The organism is Slackia isoflavoniconvertens (assembly GCF_003725955.1).
Taxonomy (GTDB): Bacteria; Actinomycetota; Coriobacteriia; order Coriobacteriales; family Eggerthellaceae; genus Slackia; species Slackia isoflavoniconvertens.
In genome coordinates, this window is record NZ_QIBZ01000009.1 from 21,556 (window position 1) to 41,239 (window position 19,684).

Annotated in this window: 16 protein-coding genes; 1 reads left to right on the forward strand and 15 read right to left on the reverse strand. The window is 58.5% G+C overall.

Annotation, left to right across the window (positions count from 1 at the left end; genetic code table 11):
• Window positions 1–14: 14 nt before the first annotated feature.
• From DMP05_RS06000 to DMP05_RS06055, 11 genes are all read right to left on the reverse strand, one after another.
• The gene (locus tag DMP05_RS06000; RefSeq protein WP_123219599.1) at window positions 15–305 is read right to left on the reverse strand and encodes a hypothetical protein; all 291 of its coding nucleotides are present in this window, start codon (window positions 303–305) and stop codon (window positions 15–17) included.
• 169 nt (window positions 306–474) lie between these two features.
• On the reverse strand, window positions 475–936 hold the full coding sequence (locus tag DMP05_RS06005) for a deoxycytidylate deaminase (protein WP_114615395.1): 462 nt from the start codon (window positions 934–936) through the stop codon (window positions 475–477).
• 15 nt (window positions 937–951) lie between these two features.
• Window positions 952–1,602 carry a uracil phosphoribosyltransferase gene (gene upp / locus DMP05_RS06010; protein WP_123219600.1) on the reverse strand — a complete coding sequence of 217 codons (651 nt, stop codon included), beginning with the start codon at window positions 1,600–1,602 and terminating at the stop codon, window positions 952–954.
• Window positions 1,603–1,739: 137 nt separating this feature from the next.
• Window positions 1,740–2,981, reverse strand: a complete 1,242-nt coding sequence (gene glyA, locus DMP05_RS06015; RefSeq protein ID WP_123219601.1) for a serine hydroxymethyltransferase — start codon at window positions 2,979–2,981, stop codon at window positions 1,740–1,742.
• A gap of 138 nt (window positions 2,982–3,119) precedes the next feature.
• A complete protein-coding gene (rpiB, locus tag DMP05_RS06020; protein WP_123219641.1) occupies window positions 3,120–3,575 on the reverse strand; it encodes a ribose 5-phosphate isomerase B in 456 nt (151 codons plus the stop codon).
• 45 nt (window positions 3,576–3,620) lie between these two features.
• Entirely contained in the window at window positions 3,621–5,120 is a 1,500-nt protein-coding gene (gene glpK, locus DMP05_RS06025) for a glycerol kinase GlpK (RefSeq protein WP_123219602.1), read from the reverse strand.
• 311 nt (window positions 5,121–5,431) lie between these two features.
• Window positions 5,432–5,686 (reverse strand): hypothetical protein, encoded by a 255-nt coding sequence (locus DMP05_RS06030; protein WP_123219603.1) that lies wholly within the window; start codon window positions 5,684–5,686, stop codon window positions 5,432–5,434.
• A gap of 248 nt (window positions 5,687–5,934) precedes the next feature.
• Complete coding sequence (locus DMP05_RS06040; RefSeq protein ID WP_123219605.1) at window positions 5,935–6,915, reverse strand: alpha/beta fold hydrolase; 981 nt, start codon at window positions 6,913–6,915, stop codon at window positions 5,935–5,937.
• 208 nt (window positions 6,916–7,123) lie between these two features.
• Window positions 7,124–7,798, reverse strand: coding sequence for an A24 family peptidase (locus DMP05_RS06045; RefSeq protein WP_183907128.1), 675 nt, complete (start codon window positions 7,796–7,798; stop codon window positions 7,124–7,126).
• A gap of 450 nt (window positions 7,799–8,248) precedes the next feature.
• Entirely contained in the window at window positions 8,249–8,848 is a 600-nt protein-coding gene (locus tag DMP05_RS06050) for an L-threonylcarbamoyladenylate synthase (protein ID WP_123219607.1), read from the reverse strand.
• 278 nt (window positions 8,849–9,126) lie between these two features.
• Entirely contained in the window at window positions 9,127–11,004 is a 1,878-nt protein-coding gene (locus DMP05_RS06055) for a helix-turn-helix transcriptional regulator (RefSeq protein WP_244595074.1), read from the reverse strand.
• A gap of 229 nt (window positions 11,005–11,233) precedes the next feature.
• On the opposite strand from DMP05_RS06055, the gene DMP05_RS06060 reads away from it, so the two are divergent.
• Window positions 11,234–13,138, forward strand: a complete 1,905-nt coding sequence (locus DMP05_RS06060) for an FAD-dependent oxidoreductase (protein ID WP_123219608.1) — start codon at window positions 11,234–11,236, stop codon at window positions 13,136–13,138.
• A 244-nt stretch (window positions 13,139–13,382) separates the two neighbouring features.
• Here DMP05_RS06060 and recO read toward each other — a convergent pair whose 3' ends face one another.
• The 4 genes from recO to DMP05_RS06080 form a co-directional block, all read right to left on the reverse strand.
• On the reverse strand, window positions 13,383–14,153 hold the full coding sequence (gene recO / locus DMP05_RS06065; protein WP_123219609.1) for a DNA repair protein RecO: 771 nt from the start codon (window positions 14,151–14,153) through the stop codon (window positions 13,383–13,385).
• Between the two features lie 131 nt (window positions 14,154–14,284).
• Window positions 14,285–16,045, reverse strand: a complete 1,761-nt coding sequence (gene thrS, locus DMP05_RS06070) for a threonine--tRNA ligase (protein ID WP_123219610.1) — start codon at window positions 16,043–16,045, stop codon at window positions 14,285–14,287.
• Window positions 16,046–16,267: 222 nt separating this feature from the next.
• A complete protein-coding gene (locus tag DMP05_RS06075; protein ID WP_123219611.1) occupies window positions 16,268–16,792 on the reverse strand; it encodes a zinc ribbon domain-containing protein in 525 nt (174 codons plus the stop codon).
• 142 nt (window positions 16,793–16,934) lie between these two features.
• Complete coding sequence (locus DMP05_RS06080) at window positions 16,935–19,616, reverse strand: valine--tRNA ligase (protein ID WP_123219612.1); 2,682 nt, start codon at window positions 19,614–19,616, stop codon at window positions 16,935–16,937.
• Window positions 19,617–19,684: the final 68 nt, after the last annotated feature.

Sequence of the window (19,684 nt, forward strand, 5' to 3'; positions counted from 1 at the left end):
CTTACTAATTTCACTTAAACGCGCTTGCGCTTGGCGAGCACGTTCTTGTACACGACGAACGCGATGGTGCAGCCCAAAAACACGATGCCTTCGGCCACGACGAAACCCACGAGCCCGTCGCGTGCAAGCATCGCGCAGGCGATAAGCCCCGCGACAAGTATGACAAGAGAGATTGCAACGCCAGCAAGGCCGTACAGACCAATAGTGAGGGCGTGCGTGGAAGTAGAACAGCGCGATAACCTCAAAGACAGGAACAATGGCAGAAACCCTAAGATACCGGTCACAATTCCCAATGCGATGAGCATATTGCGGTGCTCACTCTCCTACTTCTCGTCGTGTTGCTTGCCTCTATTCCGCGGCAAACAATCGTTACCTTAACAAAGAACTACGCATATGAATGCATGAAGCGTTTAAAAGTTGAAAAAAACTCGTAAGCGGCACGTAAATAACGCCCATGCCGATGAATAACGCACGTTATTCGGAGTATTCAACGCAGCGAATGAGGATATCAGTTTCGCCGAGCAGCTCTTCGGAGAGTTTATCGGGATACGCGGTGGCGAACACAATCTCCTTAATGCCTGCATTGATGAGCATCTTCGCACACACCGAGCACGGCTCGGTGGTGATGTAGATCGACGACCCCTCAATGTCGATGCCGTAGCGCGCGGCTTGGATGATCGCGTTCTGCTCGGCATGCAGGCCTCGACAAATCTCGTGGCGCTGGCCGCTTGGCACGCCGAGCTGTTCGCGCAAACATCCTGTTTCTTCGCAATGTCGCAAACCCGAAGGCACGCCATTGTAGCCCGTGGCCAGAATGCGACGGTCCTTCACGATAATGGCACCTACCGCACGACGCAGGCACGTCGAACGCTTCGAAACCTCGAAGGCGAGCTTCAAGAAATATTCGTCCCAGCTGGGTCGTTGCGTATCGCGCATGAAGAACTTCCTTACCTAGACCGTGCCAAAGATGCGATCGCCGGCATCGCCAAGGCCGGGAACGATATACGCAGCATCGTTGAGGCCTTCATCGAGCGCGCAAGCCCAAATATGCACATCGGGCTCGGCGGCGTTCACGGCAGCCACGCCTTCAGGGGCGGCGACCATAACGAGCAGGCGAATGTCTTTCACGCCCGCCTCTCGAAGGTATTTGATCGCGGCCAGAGCGCTTCCGCCCGTAGCCAGCATGGGATCAATCACGAGCGCCATGCGATTCTCGATGCCCTGAGGCATTTTTGCGTAATAGGAATGTGGCTCGTGGGTCTCTTCGTCTCGTTCCATGCCGAGCACGCCCACAGCGGCCGACGGAACAACTGAAAGCACGCCCTCGAGCATACCCATGCCTGCACGAAGAATGGGAACCACGGCCAAGGTGTCTTCCTTGAGCCGCACGCCCTCGGTTTCGCAAATGGGGGTTTTCACCTGCACCTGCATCGTGGGCAAATCGCGCGTCGCCTCATAGGCCTCGAGCGCCGCGAGCTCGTGAACAAGCTTGCGGAAGTGCGCGGGGGCGGTGCTTTCGTCGCGCAAAATCGTCATCTTATGGCCGACCAGCGGGTGGTCGAGCACGGTAAGGCAATTCTTGTCGTACGTAACGTTGGCCATGGGCTCATCCTCTCTGAATTGAAACGCATTCATGATACTGCAATGCCACGCGGCACACAAAAACTCGCCGGCCAAGCGGAATGCTGAGCCGGCGAGCCTCTTTTCGCAGTTTTCACGCGATCAGCACGCGAACTTGATTACAGTTCGGGATACAAGGGGTGCTTGGCGATAATGGCCTTCACGCCCTCTTTGATTTCGGCGAGCTTCGCTTCATCGCCATTCGCGAATACGGTTGCGGCGATAAGCTTGCCCACCATGTTGAAGTCTTCGGCATCAAGGCCGCGCGAGGTGGCCGCCGCCGTGCCCACGCGAATGCCGCTCGCCACAAACGGGCTGCGGGGCTCGTTGGGAATGGTGTTCTTGTTCACGGTAAGGCCGACGCTTTCAAGCAGCTTTTCGGCGTCTTTGCCGGTCACGTCGGCAGGCGTGAGATCGACCAAGCACAGGTGGTTGTCGGTGCCGCCCGTCACCAGACGCAGGCCGCCATCGATAAGGCCATCGGCCATCGCGGCACAGTTCTTCACCACGTTATCGATGTACGTTTTGAATTCGGGCTTGAGAGCCTCGCCCAGCGCAACGGCCTTGCCCGCGATCACGTGCATGAGCGGGCCACCCTGGCTGCCCGGGAACACCGCGGAGTTGATTTTCTTCGCGAGAGCCTCGTCGTTGGTGAGAATGAGGCCGCCGCGCGGGCCGCGCAGGGTTTTGTGCGTGGTGGTGGTCACGATGTCGGCATACGGTACAGGCGACGGATGCGCGCCCGTAGCAACCAGGCCGGCGATGTGGGCCATATCGACCATGAAAAGCGCGCCGTTGTCGTGCGCGATGCGCGCCATGCGCTCAAAGTCGATCACGCGCGGATAGGCGCTCGCGCCGCCCACGATGAGCTTCGGGTGCAATTCCTTCGCCATGCGCTCGATGGCGTCGTAGTCGATGCGCTCATCCTCGCCCAGTCCATAGGCATGGAAGTCGTACAGCTTGCCCGAGAAGTTCGCCGGCGAACCGTGCGTAAGATGGCCGCCGTTGTCGAGGCTCATGCCAAGCACGACATCGCCCGGCTTGATGGTTGCGAAATACGCCGCCAAGTTGGCATTGGCGCCCGAATGGGGCTGCACATTGGCGAACTTTGCGCCGAACAATTCCTTCGCGCGATCGCGTGCGAGATCCTCGACGATGTCGACTTTCTCGCAGCCGCCGTAATAACGCTTGCCCGGATAGCCTTCCGCGTATTTATTGGTAAGCACGCTGCCCATGGCCTGCATGACGGCAGGACTGGTGAAATTCTCAGACGCGATAAGCTCGATGGAATTGCGCTGGCGATCGAGCTCTTCAGAAATTGCCTCGGCCACCTGAGGGTCTTGTTCGGCGAGCAAAGACATGCTGTCTCCTTCGTTTGATACGGCATCGCGCATCATACGCGAGTTTCGGAACCGCTCCAATATAGCCGAAGGGAGCCGCGGGGGCTCCCTTCTCTTCGGTATTTAACGCAATCGTTCGAAAACGATGGTGGCTGGCGCCTAGCGATACGTATTCACGTCGGCATCGAGGTCCATGATCTTCTTCACGCGCATAGCGTGGCGGCCGCCCTCGAATTTGGTCGTAAGGAAGGTGTCGACGATCTGCTTGTTCACGTCGAGCTCAACGAAACGACCGGAAAGCGTGATGATGTTCGCATCGTTGTGCTGACGGCACAGCTCGGCAAACTGCACGTTGATGATGTTCGCAGCACGGCAGCCAACGATTTTGTCGGCCGCGAGCGCCATGCCGATGCCCGTGCCGCATACGAGCACACCGCGGTCGGCCACGCCGTTGGACACGTCATGCGCAACAGCGGCTGCATAATCAGGGTAATCGACGCGATCGTCGCTGTCGGGGCCGCGGTCGATAACATCGTAGCCCTGGTCTTTCAGATACGCCGCGAGCTCTTGCTTCTGCTCGAAACCTGCGTGGTCGCTGCCAATGGAGATTTTCATTGCCATGACAATCCTTTCTTCGCGCGGCCATGCCGCCGATATTCGTTACTCGTGAATCATAACCCGAGAAACCGCCGCGTGCCAGTTGGCGAGCTTTTCTTCACGCTCTGCCTCAATCATTGCGGGGCGGAAGTGATCGTCGCGCTCGCGCATGGCGCGCAATTCAGTCGTGCCCTCCCAGAATCCCGTGGAAAGCCCCGCCAAAAACGCAGCGCCCAAGCCCGTGCTTTCAAGCACCTTGGGACGGTTGAGCTGGGCATTGAGGATATCGGCCTGGAATTGCATCAAAAAGCCGTTCGCCGATGCCCCGCCGTCGACGTTGAGTTGGTCAATCGCATGCCCCGATTCACGTTCCATGGTCGCCGCGACATCGGCAACCTGATACGCCATGGATTCGAGTGCCGCTCGGGCGATATGCGCCCTGTTCGCGCCCCGCGTAAGGCCGAAAATCGCACCACGCGCCTCGGAGTCCCAATATGGTGCGCCGAGGCCCGTGAACGCCGGAACCACCACAACGCCCGCAGAATCGGGAACGCTGTTCGCAAGGTCTTCGCTTTCAGCAGCGTTTTGAATAATGCCGAGTTCGTCTCGAAGCCACTGCACCACAGCGCCCGCCACGAACACGCTGCCCTCAAGGGCGTATTCGAGGCCGTCGGCGCCAGGAGCGCTTGCGGCGACCGTGGTTACGAGGCCGTTTTGCGATTCAACGGCGGTATGGCCCGTATGGAGCAACATAAAACAACCCGTGCCGTACGTGTTCTTCGCACGACCGGGATCGAAGCAGCACTGGCCGAACAAGACCGCCTGCTGATCGCCCGCAACGCCGCGAATCGGAATGCCAGCAGGCACCGCGGCGCAGGCCGTTATTCCAAAGTCGCCCGACGAGGGACGCACTTCGGGAAGAAGGGATGCGGGCACGTCGAACAACTCGAGCAATTCTTCGTCCCACTCGCCCGTATGAATATTGAAGAGCATCGTGCGGCTCGCGTTGGTCACGTCAGTCGCATGCACTGCTCCACCCGTGAGCTGCCAAATGAGCCACGTATCTACCGTGCCGAACGCAAGCTTGCCAGCCTCGGCCGCCTCGCGAGCCCCGGGAACATGGTCGAGCAGCCACTTGATTTTGCTCGCCGAGAAGTACGCATCGGGAATGAGGCCCGTTTTTGCTTGAATAAGCTCGCGAACACCCGGCCGCGCACACACTTCCTCGACGATATCAGTCGTACGGCGGCATTGCCACACGATGGCATTCGCAATGGGAGCGCCCGTCTCGCGATTCCAAACCACCGTGGTTTCACGCTGGTTCGTAATGCCGATCGAGTCGATTTCTTCGGGAGATACGCCCGAAGACACGAGCACCTCTGTTATTACACCGAGCTGCGATGAGGCGATTTCGCGCGGATCGTGCTCGACCCAGCCGGGCTTCGGGTAAATCTGGCGAAAGGGATGCTGCGCGATGCCGACTGGCTGGCCCGCATGGTCGAACAAGATGGCGCGCGACGACGTAGTCCCCTGGTCGAGCGCAAGAACGTATTTTTTCGACATGGATCCTCTCTTTGCTCGTCGCCTGGAATGCGGTTTCGGCTCGGTCAAGTCCTGACTCGCACGAAAGCCACATTTAGTGGCTTTCGGCTCGTGCGGAATCTACCGAAACCGCACCCCAGGCGACGAGCAAACGCGCTCACCAGCATAAACGGAGTCGTCTTCTTCATCCGAAGGAAGCTTCGAGGCCCTCGGTGTTCAAGTATTCCTTATTCCAATACGAAACACCGCGAAGCGAGCGCATAGCGAACAAAGTGAGCGGTAGCCCGCTGTGGCCTCAGGGCTTTCTTCGAATGAAGAAGACGACGGACGGATTAGGAAATTCCGTAGGCCTCGTACATTGCGAGCGTCGCTTTAATGGCGATTTGCTGGGCGAACAGCTGTTGCGCCTGAGGATCGGCCGAGCCGTTCTCCTCGATATCGGCGAGCTTTTCGTTCACGTTTTCCAGCTGGTCTTCCAGATCTTGGTGCATATCTTCATATGCGGCCAAGCGACGAAGCGCCGCTGCTTGGTAGCGAGGCTGAACCTCTACATCGCCGTTCGCAGCGATTTCGGTCAAACGATGCATAGAACTCTCCTATCGTTAAAGCCGCCACAAACGCAGGCGGCGCAATACGACTCTTGCAAACGATGCAATTGTAACGCGAACCGTCACGCGTTCGCGAGCGAGCAATGCCACAAAAAGCAACGCCCCAACCGCACACATGCGTTCAGATGAAATGCTTACTTGCATGCTCGCATCGCAACCAAAGGCATGCACGGCAGCGCATTGCACCGCAAAATGGAAATTGCCGCCCGATAAAACGAACGCGCAGATTAGATTCCCTGCTTTGCAAGCCACGCTTCCACATCGGCCATAACGCGTGCGCGACCAGGCTCGTTGAGAATCTCGTGGCGCATGCCGGCATAGATTTTCGTCTCAACCGACTGCACGCCGGCATTCCGGTATTCTTCGGCGGCCTTCCGCACGCCGCGCCCGCAATCACCCACAGGGTCTTCCCCACCCGCGATAAAGAGCAGCGGCAAAACCTTGGGGACCTTGGACGCACTTTCCGCACGAACCACTTCGCCCGTAAGCGCGGTGAGCGTGGCGTAACCGCCCACGGTGAACATCTGGCCGCATTCTGAATCGTTGATATAGGCGTCGACTTGTGCCGGATCGGTTGAGAGCCAATCGAAATCGGTACGCGGGTTTTTGACGGCCTTCGAATAGGCGCCGTCGGCCATGGAATGCAAGAGCCCGCTTTTGTAGCGTTCTCCGCGCAGACGCGCGAGCGCATTTGCCAAAGCATTGCCCGCCATCGAGAGCGCCGCCGCCTGCTGGCCCGTGCCGCAGAGCACCGCCGCCGCAAGGCCCTCTCCATGCTCGGAAATGTATTTTCGCGTAATGAAGCTGCCCATGGAATGGCCGAACATCACATAGGGCACCTCGCTACCGAAACGCGCCTGCATAATGCCGCGCAAGGCGTGCACATCTCGAACGAGAACCTCAGCGCCATCGCGAGCGGGCATATGGCCCAGGTCTTGCGCGTCGGAAACGCTTTCTCCATGCCCCACGTGATCGTTCGCGCACACTACGAAACCGCTTTCTACAAGGAATTTCGCGAAATGGGCGTAGCGCACGACATGCTCCGACATTCCGTGCACGACCTGAACGATGCCCCGAACATCCGAATATCGCAACCTCTCCGGGGTTTCCGAGCCTTCTGGCTGCTCGGCTGCGTCAGGCTCCCATAGGAGCGCGCGAATCGCCGTTTTCCCATCGGCGCTCGGATACTTCAACGTGGCCGTTTTCATGTGCGCACCTCTTTCGACAGAGCCGGCATGCCGATCTCTCGACACCCAGTCCATTCAACGTGCCACCCATTCTACAATGCCGATCGGCTCGCTCAAATGCGCGCGATCACCGTTTGCCTAATTGACGGAAATGCCGTCTACGACGCATAGAGCAATCGAACGGGGTCAATCAAATAGGGCCAGTCGCTATGCTTGCGCCTTTTCGAAATCATAGCGGTGCCCCTCCCAAGAAGATTGGCACAATGCCACTCACGGCAAGAAAGCCAATAGCAAGAAATGGCGCAAAAGGGAAATCGCGCACCGGGCGACCGACCGCGAGTCGAGCCGCACAATAGAGAAGCGACGCGACACACGCGACGCAAAGCGCCGCGATACCTCCTTCGAAACCAGCGAAAAGCCCTATGGGAAACAGCAATTTCACGTCACCTGCGCCAAACGGTTCGCCGTCACGGAAGCACGAGACCGCAAGCGAACACCCAAGCGCGAAGGCCGATACCCCGAAAGCCCCTATGACGCTCGATGTAGCCGTAGACAATATCGACTCTATCAAGTTCGACGAACACGCGTCAGCCAATTCACAGGGACTTCCCGGCGAAGCATTCATTGCGGACAAGGAAGTAGCTCCATTGAAAACGAGACCGACCGCACTTGATGACTCGTGAGCAAAGAACGACCCCTCGATAACGCCTACGACCTGGGCAAGAAGCGAAGCGCACCATAACGCGATTCCGGCAACCACAACTCGATTAGGAATGATTCTCTCCCGAATGTCGACGAAGCTCGCATAAAACAAAACGACGAGAAACGCTACAGAGAGTAAATTAGGAGTCATCGACGAGAAAAAGTCAGAGGTCGTTGCTGAGACGCTCTCAAGAGTTGCCACCATGCCCCCTTCGCATGCCTATTGATGCTCTGGCGGAAAGACGCAGCCGCCAAGAGCTCTGGAGCAAAGGCGCCACGAGCAAAAATTGCAGCGCAGCGTATCGTATGAAGTCGGGCGCTATTCCGCTTATAAGCGCATCCGCGCCCCATGCGACAACTCTAGCGCGCCAACCTTGCCGAAACCTTGCCCACATGCGGGCGATTTGGCTCAAAAATCCCGTCGATTTCCTCTTTTCCTCGCGACAATTGCCCTCATTTTTCATTGAAGCCAACGTCGTTTTCCCTCGCAATTACTCGCGTTTTCCATCTGAGCACCGGGAGCTATCCGCTTATTCTTGATTAAGAGGGTAAAACCTTATCGTCGCAGGCATCGCGTGCGCATTCACGGCAGAATCGCGTATGGCGTTACAACGACATCGCGCACGTCACCGCAACAACATCGGGTATAGCGCTACAGCAGTTCCTTAAAATCATCAGCGACAAGAGCCCCAACTCGCAAAATATGCGGATGTTCATGCGTGCAATCGACGATGGTCGACGAGACGCCTGAGCGGGGAACATCGTCGCCAAGCACAACGGGCACCTGCGCCGCAAATTCGGGATCGACATCGGCCAGCGTTTGGGGCGGTTTCTTTCCTTGAAAATTCGCACTCGAGGTTGCCAAGGGGAACCCGACACGCTCAATGAGTTCCAAGGCGACAGAATCGTTCGGCATGCGCAGCGCAATGGTGTCGTTCGCGCCGCGAAATGCCTCGGGCACGTTGTCGCCCGCTTTCACCACGAGCGTAAGAGGCCCAGGCCAAAACTGCGAAACCATATCGTGCGCGAGCTGCGACACGTCGCGGCCATAGCGCGTAAGCGCCGCAGGAGAGCCAACAAGCCACGGAATAGCTTTGTCGGGATCGCGACGTTTATCAATAAAAATAGCCTCGGGAGAACACGCGAGACCGACGGCGATGCCGATCCCATATACGGTATCGGTTGGGAAAACGACGGGCTTGCCCGCGGTAAGCGCCGCGACGGCCTTGCTCAGTTGGGCCTCATCGACCATAGTTGCCTCTTCCAAACGCGCCGCCCACGTCGGCGGCATTTTCTTTAGTCGAATTGTACCAACCACATACCTTCGAATGGCAACACGTGCGTAAAAGTCACCATGACGCCATGCGAACGCGAGGAACCAGCCCCACGGAGTCGAACCGAGCACAGGAGTCAATGGGCCCACCGCACACGAATTCCCATCACACACCGATTCTCGCCACGCATGGATCAACTGAGGCGTTCGCCTGAAGCGCCGTCCGCGCAACAACGGACCCATCGCATACGGAATAGCTACTCACCCATCGCGCTTTTCTCAAACAGCTCGATGAGTGCATTCTTGCCCGCTGCGCCCGTTTTCGCATACACGTTCTTCACATGGCTCCATACCGTATTTTCCGAAATCACGAGCTCTTCGGCGATATACTTCGCCGAACGGCCGCGCACAAGGTACGAACATATTTCTGTTTCGCGCGGAGTAAGGCCGTAGGTTTGGCCAAACGATGCAAGCTCACTGCGCCAATCGGGCTCCGCAGCGCTTTCGGCGGCAGCGCCAATGCCCGCTTCCTTTTGAGCGGCATGCCCTTCGGCAGAGCTAAGCTGATCGACGTTCAATTGGCCATCGGCCATGAGCGCATTGTTAACCTGGCGCCCTTGAGCCGTCGCATCACTCGACAATGAAACATGCGGCAAGGCCGCGCCCGCCGAGACAGCGCTTTCCCGAAGGACCCCTGCCATCGTATCGCCAATCGCCTCATTGCCCCCGAGACGCACGTTCGCTCTAACATCGCCCGATGCCACGGAACCTTCCGCTCCATCCCCTTCTGAAGCGTCGCCGAACACGCGACCGCCTTCAGTCGATTCGGCACTAAGCACCGACGCTCCCCCGCCGGCGATTTCACGCTCCGAATGGCGCATGGCGAACACAAATGCAATGCCGAGCGGATACAGAGCAACGAATGCGAGCAGTGTGAGCAGCGAAACGCCTCTGCTTGCCGAAAACGCGCCCACAACCAAACCGGCCGCCAACCCTAACGCGAGAAACGCGTTCGACCCTATGAGGTAAATGCCCGAAAGCGCAAAGCTGCTCACGCCCGTTTCGCGTGACGCATTCGCAATATAGAACAAGAACAACATGCCGCACACGTCATAGCACATGATCATAATGGTGCCCGAAATAGGACCTAACGCATCGCCGATGAAAGGCATGAGCGAAAGCACCACGAGCATTACCGGCAAACATGCCTTGTACGCCGCCGCGGGATTGCCGCGACGCGATGCGACAAGCGCAATGGCGGAAGCTACCGCGGTCGATGCGAACAGGGGCGCCGCCATGGAAACGTCGCCGACGATATGCTCAGAAGACGACCCCAAAACCGACGTATGCAGAATGCCCACCACGCCAACGAGCGCGAACAGGCACCAGTAGTCAGGCCCAAAGGTGAGCAGAATGCGTCGGACAGATATCGTCTCACCTGAGGATCGCGCAACAGCGCGCGCACCGACAACCGCCTCGCCTAAAGATTGCGCGGCATTGCCTGCGCCATGGTCCCCCAATGCCGACGTGCGAGCAGGCTCATGCGCCAATGCAACCGACACGCGATAGCAGACAAGCGAACAAGCCGCCATGGCGCACACAACCAAATCGAACGCAAGGCCGTACCCGAAACAGAAAGAGCCAGCGACAATGAAAGCCTGCAAAACCAAGTCGCACACCATGCATATATGAGAGCGCTCGCTCTCTTGCATGGAAAATATATCGAGCCAAGCAATCGAAACCACCGTTTGCCCAATGCCGTAGAGAACGCCCAGAAGCGGCGCCATCTCGAGCGCAACGCCAGCCTGCGCGAAAACCGCCGAAGCGGCGAACCCCGCCACGAGCGCGGCAACGCCCGGCCACATCGCAAACGAGCCCGGCTTCACCGCGCCGCGACATGCAAGCGCGATGACGAGAGAAGCGACGATGATTGAAGCCGCCTCGCTCGCGAACATGAACCAGAGCTCGGTGACGAAGCCCACGCTCTGCCCCACCGACCCCATGGCCGATAAATATCCCAACGAAGTGGCCGCCTTTGCCAAGCCGAAGCCCACAATGGTCGCAGCCGCTTCCTTTTTCGTTGCTCTTCCATAATCCCTCCCCATATGGAACATGCCTATTGTAGCGCCTTGCACGGGAGTCTTTCGGACATCGTTACGAACATTGTTATTCTCAATAACCCATTTATCAGGCTTTTTGCAAATAGCACCGATAGTCGGTGAGGACTTCGCTGAGCGGTGAGAGTAGGTTTGAGCCCATACGAGGCAGGCAAAGCATGGAAGGCTTTGCGCAATGCGAATACCGAAAACGGTAAAACAAGCCAACGGCACGCATTGGCCTTCAATAACAAGGAGGGGTTTCATAATGGAACTTTCACGCCGTAATTTCTTGAAGGGCACCGGCGCTCTTGCGGGCATTTCCGCGATGGGCGCAATTGGACTGGGCTGCTCGCCCGCGGCAAACGAGGGAACCGAGGCAAAGGGCGGTAAGGCCGAAGCGCCGAAGACGCCGGCAGAAACTACGCCCACCGCGCTGAAAGAAGCAACCGACGGCAAGTTCACCGCCAAGGCTATGGGCCACGAGAATTACATCTACGTCGAAGCCACCATGGCGGGCGGCGCCATCGCGAACCTGCGCGTGCTTACCCACGACGAGACCGTTGGCGTTGGCAGCCTTGCAACCGAGATGTGGCCTGCGAAGGTCGTCGAGACCCAGAACCTCGACGTTGACGCCATTTCTGGCGCAACCACGACGTGCACCGCTATCAAAAACGCCGCCATCGAGGCCATTTCCAATTCCGGCGCCGACGTCTCGCAGTTCCAGAAGGGCGCTCAGGCTCCCGAAAAGGGCGAAGACCAAACTATCGATACCGACGTCGTGATCATGGGCGCGGGCACCGCAGGCCTCACCGCCGCGACCCGTTTGCTCGAGAAGGGCTTCAAGGTCACCCTTTTCGAGAAGCAGGACATCCCCGGCGGCTCCATGTCCATGACGTATTCCGGTCTCGCATGTGCCGGCAGCCAGCTGCAGAAGAATTACTCGCTCGGTCGCTTCGACTCCAGCCCGTTCTTCGACAAAGACGCAATGCTCGGCGTACTCAAGGGCCTCGTCGTTCCCGAGAACGACCGTTTCAACGGAGCCATGCCTTACGACGATGCCTTGTACACCACTTCGCCCGCCCTGGTCGATTGGCTGCATGAAATCGGCGTCGGCTTCTACAGCCTGGGCGTGAACAAAGCCTACGGCGTGACCCCGTACCTGGCCCCCGGATGCTATGAAGGCGGCTGCGGCTACGCCATGCAGTACCTCGTCGACCGCATTGGCGCCTTGGGCGGAACCATTATCTACGGCGCGAAGGTGACCGACATCACCATGACCGACGGCCGCGCAACGGGCCTCGTCGCCGAGGGCAAGGGCGGCGAAACCTACACCGCCACCGCCAAGGCCGTTCTTCTGGCATCGGGCGGCTTCGGCGCCAACCAGGAAATGGTCGACGAATACTACCCGCAGTACAAGGGCCGTTCGTTCAACTGCTGCCCCGCCTCCACGGGCGACGGCATCGTGCTCGGCCAGAAGGTCGGCGCGGGCATCGAGTGCATGGGCCGCGAGCTTGGCGCTTACATGTCTACGACCGCCCAAGCCGGCAGCCGCATGGAGATCGCCTTCATGTATCAAACCACGCCGGGCATCATGGTGAACGCGTCGGGCGACCAGTTCGGCAACGTGATGAGCGCGAACCACTATGTCATTGGCCGCGCCCTGTGCGACGACGCCAACGGCGGCAAGTTCTTCTGGATCACCGACGAGTCGGGTGCCGTCACCACCATGAACAACCTCACCTATGCGTTCGACACCTACAAGGCCGTCTTCGAGCGCGGCGACATGGTTCACTATGCGAGCGTCGAGGAAGCCGCCGAGGCTTTGGGCCTGTCCAACCTGCAGCAGACCCTCGACACGCACAACGCCCATGCTCTTGCGGGCGAGGAAGACGAGTTCAAGCGCAAGAAGCTCCCCTACATCGACACGCATGACGGCGTGTGGGTGTGCGGCATTGAGCCCACGTTCTACCTCACCACGGGCGGCTTGGCCATCGACACCTCCACGCATGTTCTCACCGACGACGGCAGCACCATCGCGGGCCTCTACGCCGCGGGCGATGTGTGCGGCTCCGTCGAAGAGAAGGACGGCAAGCAGTACGGCATGGGCTTCGACGCAGCCATGAACTTTGGCTACATCATGGCCGAAACCGTGGCTTCAGAAATCGCCTAGCCCTCTCTTTCAGCCCCTCCATTCCTTGGGGAGCCCCTCGATTGCTTCCCAAACCCAGAAAGCCGACCCATTTCGGGTCGGCTTTCTTATTGGAAATCAACTGTCAGGAACCTGTTAAATGCTCGTTGCGTTTAACAGATTTCCACCAGCAACGCCCACACCTCAAAGCGTGCTCGCAACCTGTTAAATGCTGCGAGCATTTAACAGGTTTCAACAGATTGCGCACGGGCAATAAGAAGCGCCACTAGAACAGGCCACAGGTGAAAAGGAATTCCAAGCTCTTCAGCTTGCTACCGACATGCTCGCGTACCCACGCCTGGCACAAATGAAGAATCTCGAAGGAAATATGGCGCGGCACCTCACGTTGCGCAATCTCGTCAAACGTCGACATCATGAGCCAGTGGGCCCACGAAAGCACGTCGCTTCCCACTTGCACAGTATCAGAAAACATGAGGCAATCGCGGCACACGGCGCCGCCTTCCGCAGGCGAAAATGCAACCTGCACGCGAGAATCATCGCTCGCGAGTGGCTGCCCACACATCACGCATCGGTTCAAGCTCGGACGAAAGCCCGAAAACGCAAACGCCTTCAGCATAAATGCCGCGCATATCGCGAGCGCCCCCGTCGCATCGCACGATTCCGCATGCTCAAGCGCAGAGGCGCTCAGGTCATAGAGGCGAGGCGATTCCAAATCGGGCTGGGTCAGTCGCGTAAGCAAGTCGACGATAGGAGCCGCAGCTGCCGCATGCTCCATGTCTTCCCGAACGCCAATATGAGCATTGAGCAGTTTGGCCTCTTTCACAATGTCGAGGCTTTTGCCGCATACAAGCAGCAAGTCGACTTCCGAAAAAATCTCGAGGCGCGAGGCGAATGAGGAGTTTGGCTTGCGCGCACCTTTGGCAACCGCGCGAACCTGACGGCCATCTTGGGCCAGAAGCGTAACGATCAAATCGGTTTCGCCGAGTTTCGTTTTGCGCAGTACCAACGCCTGAAGCGAATACGTATCTGCCGCCATGACCCACTCCCCTTCCAAACAAAAAAGCCGCCTTAAAAAAGACGGCTTTCATTGTATATCAGCACAGCTTCACGTGAACGGCCGCCCAACATCCCAGGTGCCGTGGCGCAAAAACACCGCAGAACGCGAACCTACGCACGGTCGGCGATTTCCTTCGAAATTTCGGCAACGAATTCCTCGATAGACTTCTGCACGGTCTCGTTCGAGCGGTCGCGTACGGAAATATTGCCCTCCTCGGCTTCCTTCTCGCCCAAAATGAGCATGTACGGAACGCGATCGACGCCACGAGCCTCGCGAATCTTGTAGCCAATCTTCTCGTCGCGATCGTCGACCACCACGCGCACGCCGGCCTCTTCGAGCTTGGAAGCAACCTGGTGAGCGTAGTCGCGCGACTTCTCGGACACGGGGAGCACCTTCACCTGCACGGGAGAGAGCCACGTGGGGAATTTGCCCGCGAAGTGCTCGATGAGAATACCAATGAAGCGCTCGATTGAGCCGTAGCATACGCGATGCAGCATGATGGGGCGCTTCTTCGAGCCGTCGTGGTCGGTGTACTCGAGGTCGAAGTTGAGCGGCATCTGGAAGTCGAGCTGCACGGTGCCGCACTGCCAGGTGCGACCGAGCGAATCTTCCAGATGGAAGTCGATCTTCGGGCCATAGAAGGCGCCATCGCCCTCGTTGACCTCGTAAGGCATATTGAGCCTCTCGAGGGCGGCCTTCAAGCCGCCTTCTGCTGCTGCCCAGTCTTCGTCGGAACCCATGGAATCGTCGGGACGGGTGGAAAGTTCCACATGGTATTTGAAGCCGAACTTCTGATACACCGAATCGATGAGGTTCACGACGCCGATGATTTCATCGGTGAGCTGGTCGGGGCGCACAAACAGGTGCGCGTCATCTTGAGTGAAACAACGAACGCGGAACAGGCCGTGCAACGCGCCGCGCATTTCATGGCGGTGCACAATGCCCAGCTCGCCTGCGCGAATAGGCAGGTCACGATAGCTGTGCGGCTTCGAAGCGTACACGAGCACGCCGCCCGGGCAGTTCATGGGCTTCACGCAGTACTCTTCTTCATCGATGATGGTGGAGTACATGTTGTCTTTGTAGTGGTCCCAATGGCCCGAGGTCTTCCACAGCTGCTTGTTCATGATGAGCGGCGTGGAAATCTCGACATAGCCGGCCTTGCGATGGATCTCGCGCCAGTAGTCGATGAGCGTGTTTTTCAGAATCATGCCGTTGGGAAGGAAGAACGGGAAGCCGGGAGCCTCGTCGCGCATCATGAAGAGGTCCATTTCGCGACCGATCTTGCGATGATCGCGCTTCTTGGCCTCTTCAAGCACGCGCAGATGCTCGTCGAGCTCTTCTTTGGTGGCGAAGGCGGTGCCGTTGATGCGAGTGAGCATCTTGTTGTTCTTGTCGCCCTTCCAATAAGCGCCAGAAACGGCCGTAAGCGTGAAGGCCTTCAGGGCCTTCGTGTAGCAAATATGAGGACCGACGCACATATCGATGTAGTCGCCCTGCTGGTAGAACGTGATGCGAGCGTCATCGGCCAAGTCGCCGATGTGTTCGACCTTGTACTTCTCGTTGCGCTCTTCCATGAGCTTGATAGCCTCTTCGCGCGGAAGTTCGAACGTCGAGAACTTCAGGTTCTCTTTCACGATTTTCTTCATTTCGGCTTCAATCGCGGGAAGGTCTTCCTCGCTGATTTTCTTGTCACCCAAATCGACATCGTAGTAGAAGCCATTGTCGGTCGCGGGACCATAGGCGAAGTCGGCCTCGGGATAGAGGCGTTTGATGGCCTGCGCCATAATGTGCGCCGCGGAATGGCGCACAACGTGCGTGACCTCTTCCTCGGGCAGCTCGGCGACGGTACCGTCGTTGTAAAGGGCCTTCATAGGGCTATCTCCTCTCGAATGCGAATACGCATACGTTACTGAAATCGAGTTCCAATTATAGACAGACGGCGTGCAGGAACAAGCTGCGCCGCTCAGCATACAGAATGGCGACATGACGGCAGAACAACCGCCTCGCCTACCTGCGCGATTTAGGTCGCGACAACAAGAAAAGCCGCGCGCAGGCGGCTTTTCTTAAGGCAGGATTGCAAACCAGATCGGCGCTTACTGGCGCGGCGCCTGGCCATGAGCCCCGACATTCGCCTGGGGCACAGCCTGCCTCGGCGCGCCGGTAGTTCGACCGCTGCGACGAGCGCCGACGCCGGGAAGCGGCGTTGCGCAGTACGGACAAACGGTCCACGAAGGATCGAGCGCATGGCCGCACTTCTGACATTGGTTCTTCAAACGCTGGTGGCAGTTCGGGCACAGCACATAATCGGCCTCGACCGGGTAGCCGCAGTTGGCGCATTCGCCATACTGCATGAGCTGGCGCTGCTTCAGCGCGACCTCGAGCTCTTGCTCGTCGCGATCGATTTGCAGCAGCGGCGGACGAAGCAGGCAATACGCGATGACGCCCAAAATGGGAACGAGCGCGACGATGGCCCAGATGTACCACACCGTGCCGCGCTGGTAAGCATCGCGAACAACCCAAATAATAGAGAGCACGTAAACGGCCACGAGCATGACGATGCATACCGTGACAGCCATTTGCAGCTCAGGAGTCCAAAGCTGCGAGAGAATGTCGCTCATTGAGAAATCCTTTTCGTACATCAATACACTAATCACGCATTGTAGCAAAGAAAGAAGCGCCCCGCATACCGCGAGGCGCTTCTCTATGCAATTTTGAAATTCGGCGGCGCGAAGGTTCGATATTCGGCAGAAAGACCCTCGCCTACAGCTCGGCGATCTGCTGGGCAACCAGCTCGAGCTTCGCAGCGAACTCGGCATGCTTCGCCTTGTCCTTCTCGACGATTTCAGGCTTCGCCTTGGCAAGGTAGCCCGGGTTGGAGAGCTTCTTGTCAAGCTTGGCAACGTCTTTCTCGAGCTTCTCGCGTTCCTTGGAAAGACGCGCGCGTTCAGCCTCGAAATCGACCAGGCCCTCGAGGTGGCAGTAGACCTCGCAGCCAGAGACGAGCGTGGCGTTAGATGCCGCGGGCTTTTCGGCTTCGGCGGAAACCCCGGCCACGTTCACACGCGCGAGCGACACAATAAGCTCCTGTTGCTCGTTGATGGTGGAAACGACCTCGGCGGGCGCCTTCACCGTAATGGCAAGCTCCTGTTTCGGCGAGATGCCATAGCGGGCGCGAGTGGAACGCACGGCGGAAACGACGCCGCATACCAGCTCAATCGCGCGTTCGGCTTCGGCATTCTTAAAGCGCGCAAGCGTCTCGGGCTCAGGCCAGGTGGCAACCATGAGAGCCTCGGCGTTTTCGCCTTCCGCATGAGGCAGCTGCTCCCACAGAGCCTCGGTCACAAACGGCATGGCCGGATGCAAAAGGCGCAGGGCGGAATCGAGCACAAACACGAGATTGCGCTGCGTTTGCAGGCGAGCAACCGGATCGGCGCCCTCGCGCAGACTCGCCTTCGAGAACTCGATGTACCAGTCGCAGAACTCGTTCCAGAAGAACGCGTGCAAATCGCTGGCCACTTCACCGAACTTGTATTCGGAAATGCCCTGGGTCACACGCTCGGAGAGGCCAGCCAAACGCGACAAGATCCACGCATCGGCAGGCGTCGCGGCAACGGGCTCGCCCGGCGTGAAGCCCTCGAGGTTGCCAAGCACGAAGCGGCTCGCATTCCAGATCTTCGTGACGAAAGCACGCGCCTGCTCGGTGCGCGGCGAAGAAATGAGCTCGTGGGTTTCGGGGTCGATGTCGGCGTCGAAGCGCACATCCTGGTTGTTCGTGACCAGCGTGAGCAAGTTGAAACGCATGGCATCGGCGCCGTATTTCGCGATGAGGTCCATGGGATCGACGCCGTTGCCCTTCGATTTGGACATGCGGCTGCCGTCCTTCGCCAAAATGGTGGCGTAAATCACGACGTCATGGAACGGAATCTCGCCCAAGAAGTACGTGGAGGACATGATCATGCGGGCAACCCACAGCGCGATGATGTCGCGCGCGGTAACGAGCGCCGTCGTAGGATGATGGCCCTCGAGCTGCTCGGGGTGGTTCGGCCAACCCTGCGTGGCGAAAGTCCACAGCTGGCTCGAGAACCACGTGTCGAGCACGTCTTCGTCCTGATGTACATGATGGCCGCCGCATTTCGGGCACACGTCCACGTCTTCCATGCACGCGTCTTCCCAACCGCAATCGGCGCAGTAGAACACCGGGATGCGATGGCCCCACCACAGCTGGCGGGAAATACACCAGTCTTTCAGGTTTTCCATCCAGGTGAGATAGGTCTGCGTCCAACGGGCCGGGTGGAACGTGACTTCGCCGCTCGTGACGGCCTCGGTCGCAGGACCCTTCAGCTTATCGACGGCAACGAACCACTGTTCGGAAAGCCACGGTTCAAGGGCACTCGGGCAGCGGTAGCAATGCATCACCGAATGATGGTGGTCTTCCACATGATCGAGCAGGCCGTGCTCCTCAAACCACGCGACAACGGCTTCGCGGCATTCCTCGCGGCTCATGCCGGTAAATTCGCCGTAGCCTTCAACCACGTGGGCGGTTTCATCGAAGATATTGATTTTCTCGAGGCCATGGCGCTCGCCCATCGCGAAGTCGTTCGGGTCGTGAGCAGGAGTGACCTTCACGAAGCCCGAGCCGAAATCGGCATCGACATAAAAGTCGCTGAAAATGGGGATCTCGCGGTCGACGATGGGCAGCTTGACCTTCGCACCCACGAACTTGTCTTTGTCATGATCTTTCGGAGACACCGCAACGCCCGTATCGCCGAGCATGGTCTCGGGGCGCGTGGTAGCGACCACAATGTATTCCACGCCGTCAATGGGCTCGACGAGCGGGTAGCGAAGGTGCCACAAGTGGCCATCTTCTTCCTGGTATTCCGCTTCGTCGTCGGAAATGGCGGTACCGCAGGTGGGGCACCAGTTCACGATGCGCTTGCCGCGGTAGATAAGGCCGTCATGGTACCAATCGCAGAACACCTTGCGCACGGCGGTGGCATATTCGGGATCCATGGTGAAGTGCGGGTCGTCGAAATCGACCGAGCAACCCATGCGCTTGATCTGCTCAATGATGTGTCCGCCGTATTCATGCGTCCAATCCCAGCAGGCGTCGATGAACTTCTCGCGACCGAGCTCGCGGCGGGAAATGCCCTGCGCGGCGAGCTTTTTGTCGACCTTCGTTTGCGTCGCAATGCCCGCATGGTCGGTACCGAGAATCCAACGGGTCGATACGCCGCGCATGCGGTTGAAGCGAATAATGGTGTCTTGGATAGTATCGTCCATGGCGTGGCCCATGTGCAGCACGCCGGTGACGTTCGGCGGCGGAATGGTGACCGTGCAGTCACCCACGCCCGGGCGGCGGGCATAGTAGCCGCCGGTGAGCCATTTATCGAGAATGCGAGGCTCGAGCACCTCGGAGTCATAGTTCTTGGAAAGCTCTTCCACTCTCTGCTCCCAACTTGTTTGCTTGTAAGGCGGAATACTGAAACAGCCCGGCCGCGCATGCGGCCAGG

Excerpts from the sequence above, each read along its gene's own strand:
- DMP05_RS06060 (WP_123219608.1), top strand. The coding sequence starts at position 11,234 with ATGGAACTTTCACGCCGTAATTTCTTGAAGGGCACCGGCGCTCTTGCG.
- DMP05_RS06075 (WP_123219611.1), bottom strand. The coding sequence starts at position 16,792 with ATGAGCGACATTCTCTCGCAGCTTTGGACTCCTGAGCTGCAAATGGCT.
- DMP05_RS06030 (WP_123219603.1), bottom strand. The coding sequence starts at position 5,686 with ATGCATCGTTTGACCGAAATCGCTGCGAACGGCGATGTAGAGGTTCAG.
- DMP05_RS06000 (WP_123219599.1), bottom strand. The coding sequence starts at position 305 with ATGCTCATCGCATTGGGAATTGTGACCGGTATCTTAGGGTTTCTGCCA.
- recO (WP_123219609.1), bottom strand. The coding sequence starts at position 14,153 with ATGGCGGCAGATACGTATTCGCTTCAGGCGTTGGTACTGCGCAAAACG.
- rpiB (WP_123219641.1), bottom strand. The coding sequence starts at position 3,575 with ATGAAAATCTCCATTGGCAGCGACCACGCAGGTTTCGAGCAGAAGCAA.
- thrS (WP_123219610.1), bottom strand. The coding sequence starts at position 16,045 with ATGAAGGCCCTTTACAACGACGGTACCGTCGCCGAGCTGCCCGAGGAA.
- DMP05_RS06005 (WP_114615395.1), bottom strand. The coding sequence starts at position 936 with ATGCGCGATACGCAACGACCCAGCTGGGACGAATATTTCTTGAAGCTC.
- DMP05_RS06040 (WP_123219605.1), bottom strand. The coding sequence starts at position 6,915 with ATGAAAACGGCCACGTTGAAGTATCCGAGCGCCGATGGGAAAACGGCG.
- DMP05_RS06050 (WP_123219607.1), bottom strand. The coding sequence starts at position 8,848 with ATGGTCGATGAGGCCCAACTGAGCAAGGCCGTCGCGGCGCTTACCGCG.
- upp (WP_123219600.1), bottom strand. The coding sequence starts at position 1,602 with ATGGCCAACGTTACGTACGACAAGAATTGCCTTACCGTGCTCGACCAC.
- glyA (WP_123219601.1), bottom strand. The coding sequence starts at position 2,981 with ATGTCTTTGCTCGCCGAACAAGACCCTCAGGTGGCCGAGGCAATTTCT.
- glpK (WP_123219602.1), bottom strand. The coding sequence starts at position 5,120 with ATGTCGAAAAAATACGTTCTTGCGCTCGACCAGGGGACTACGTCGTCG.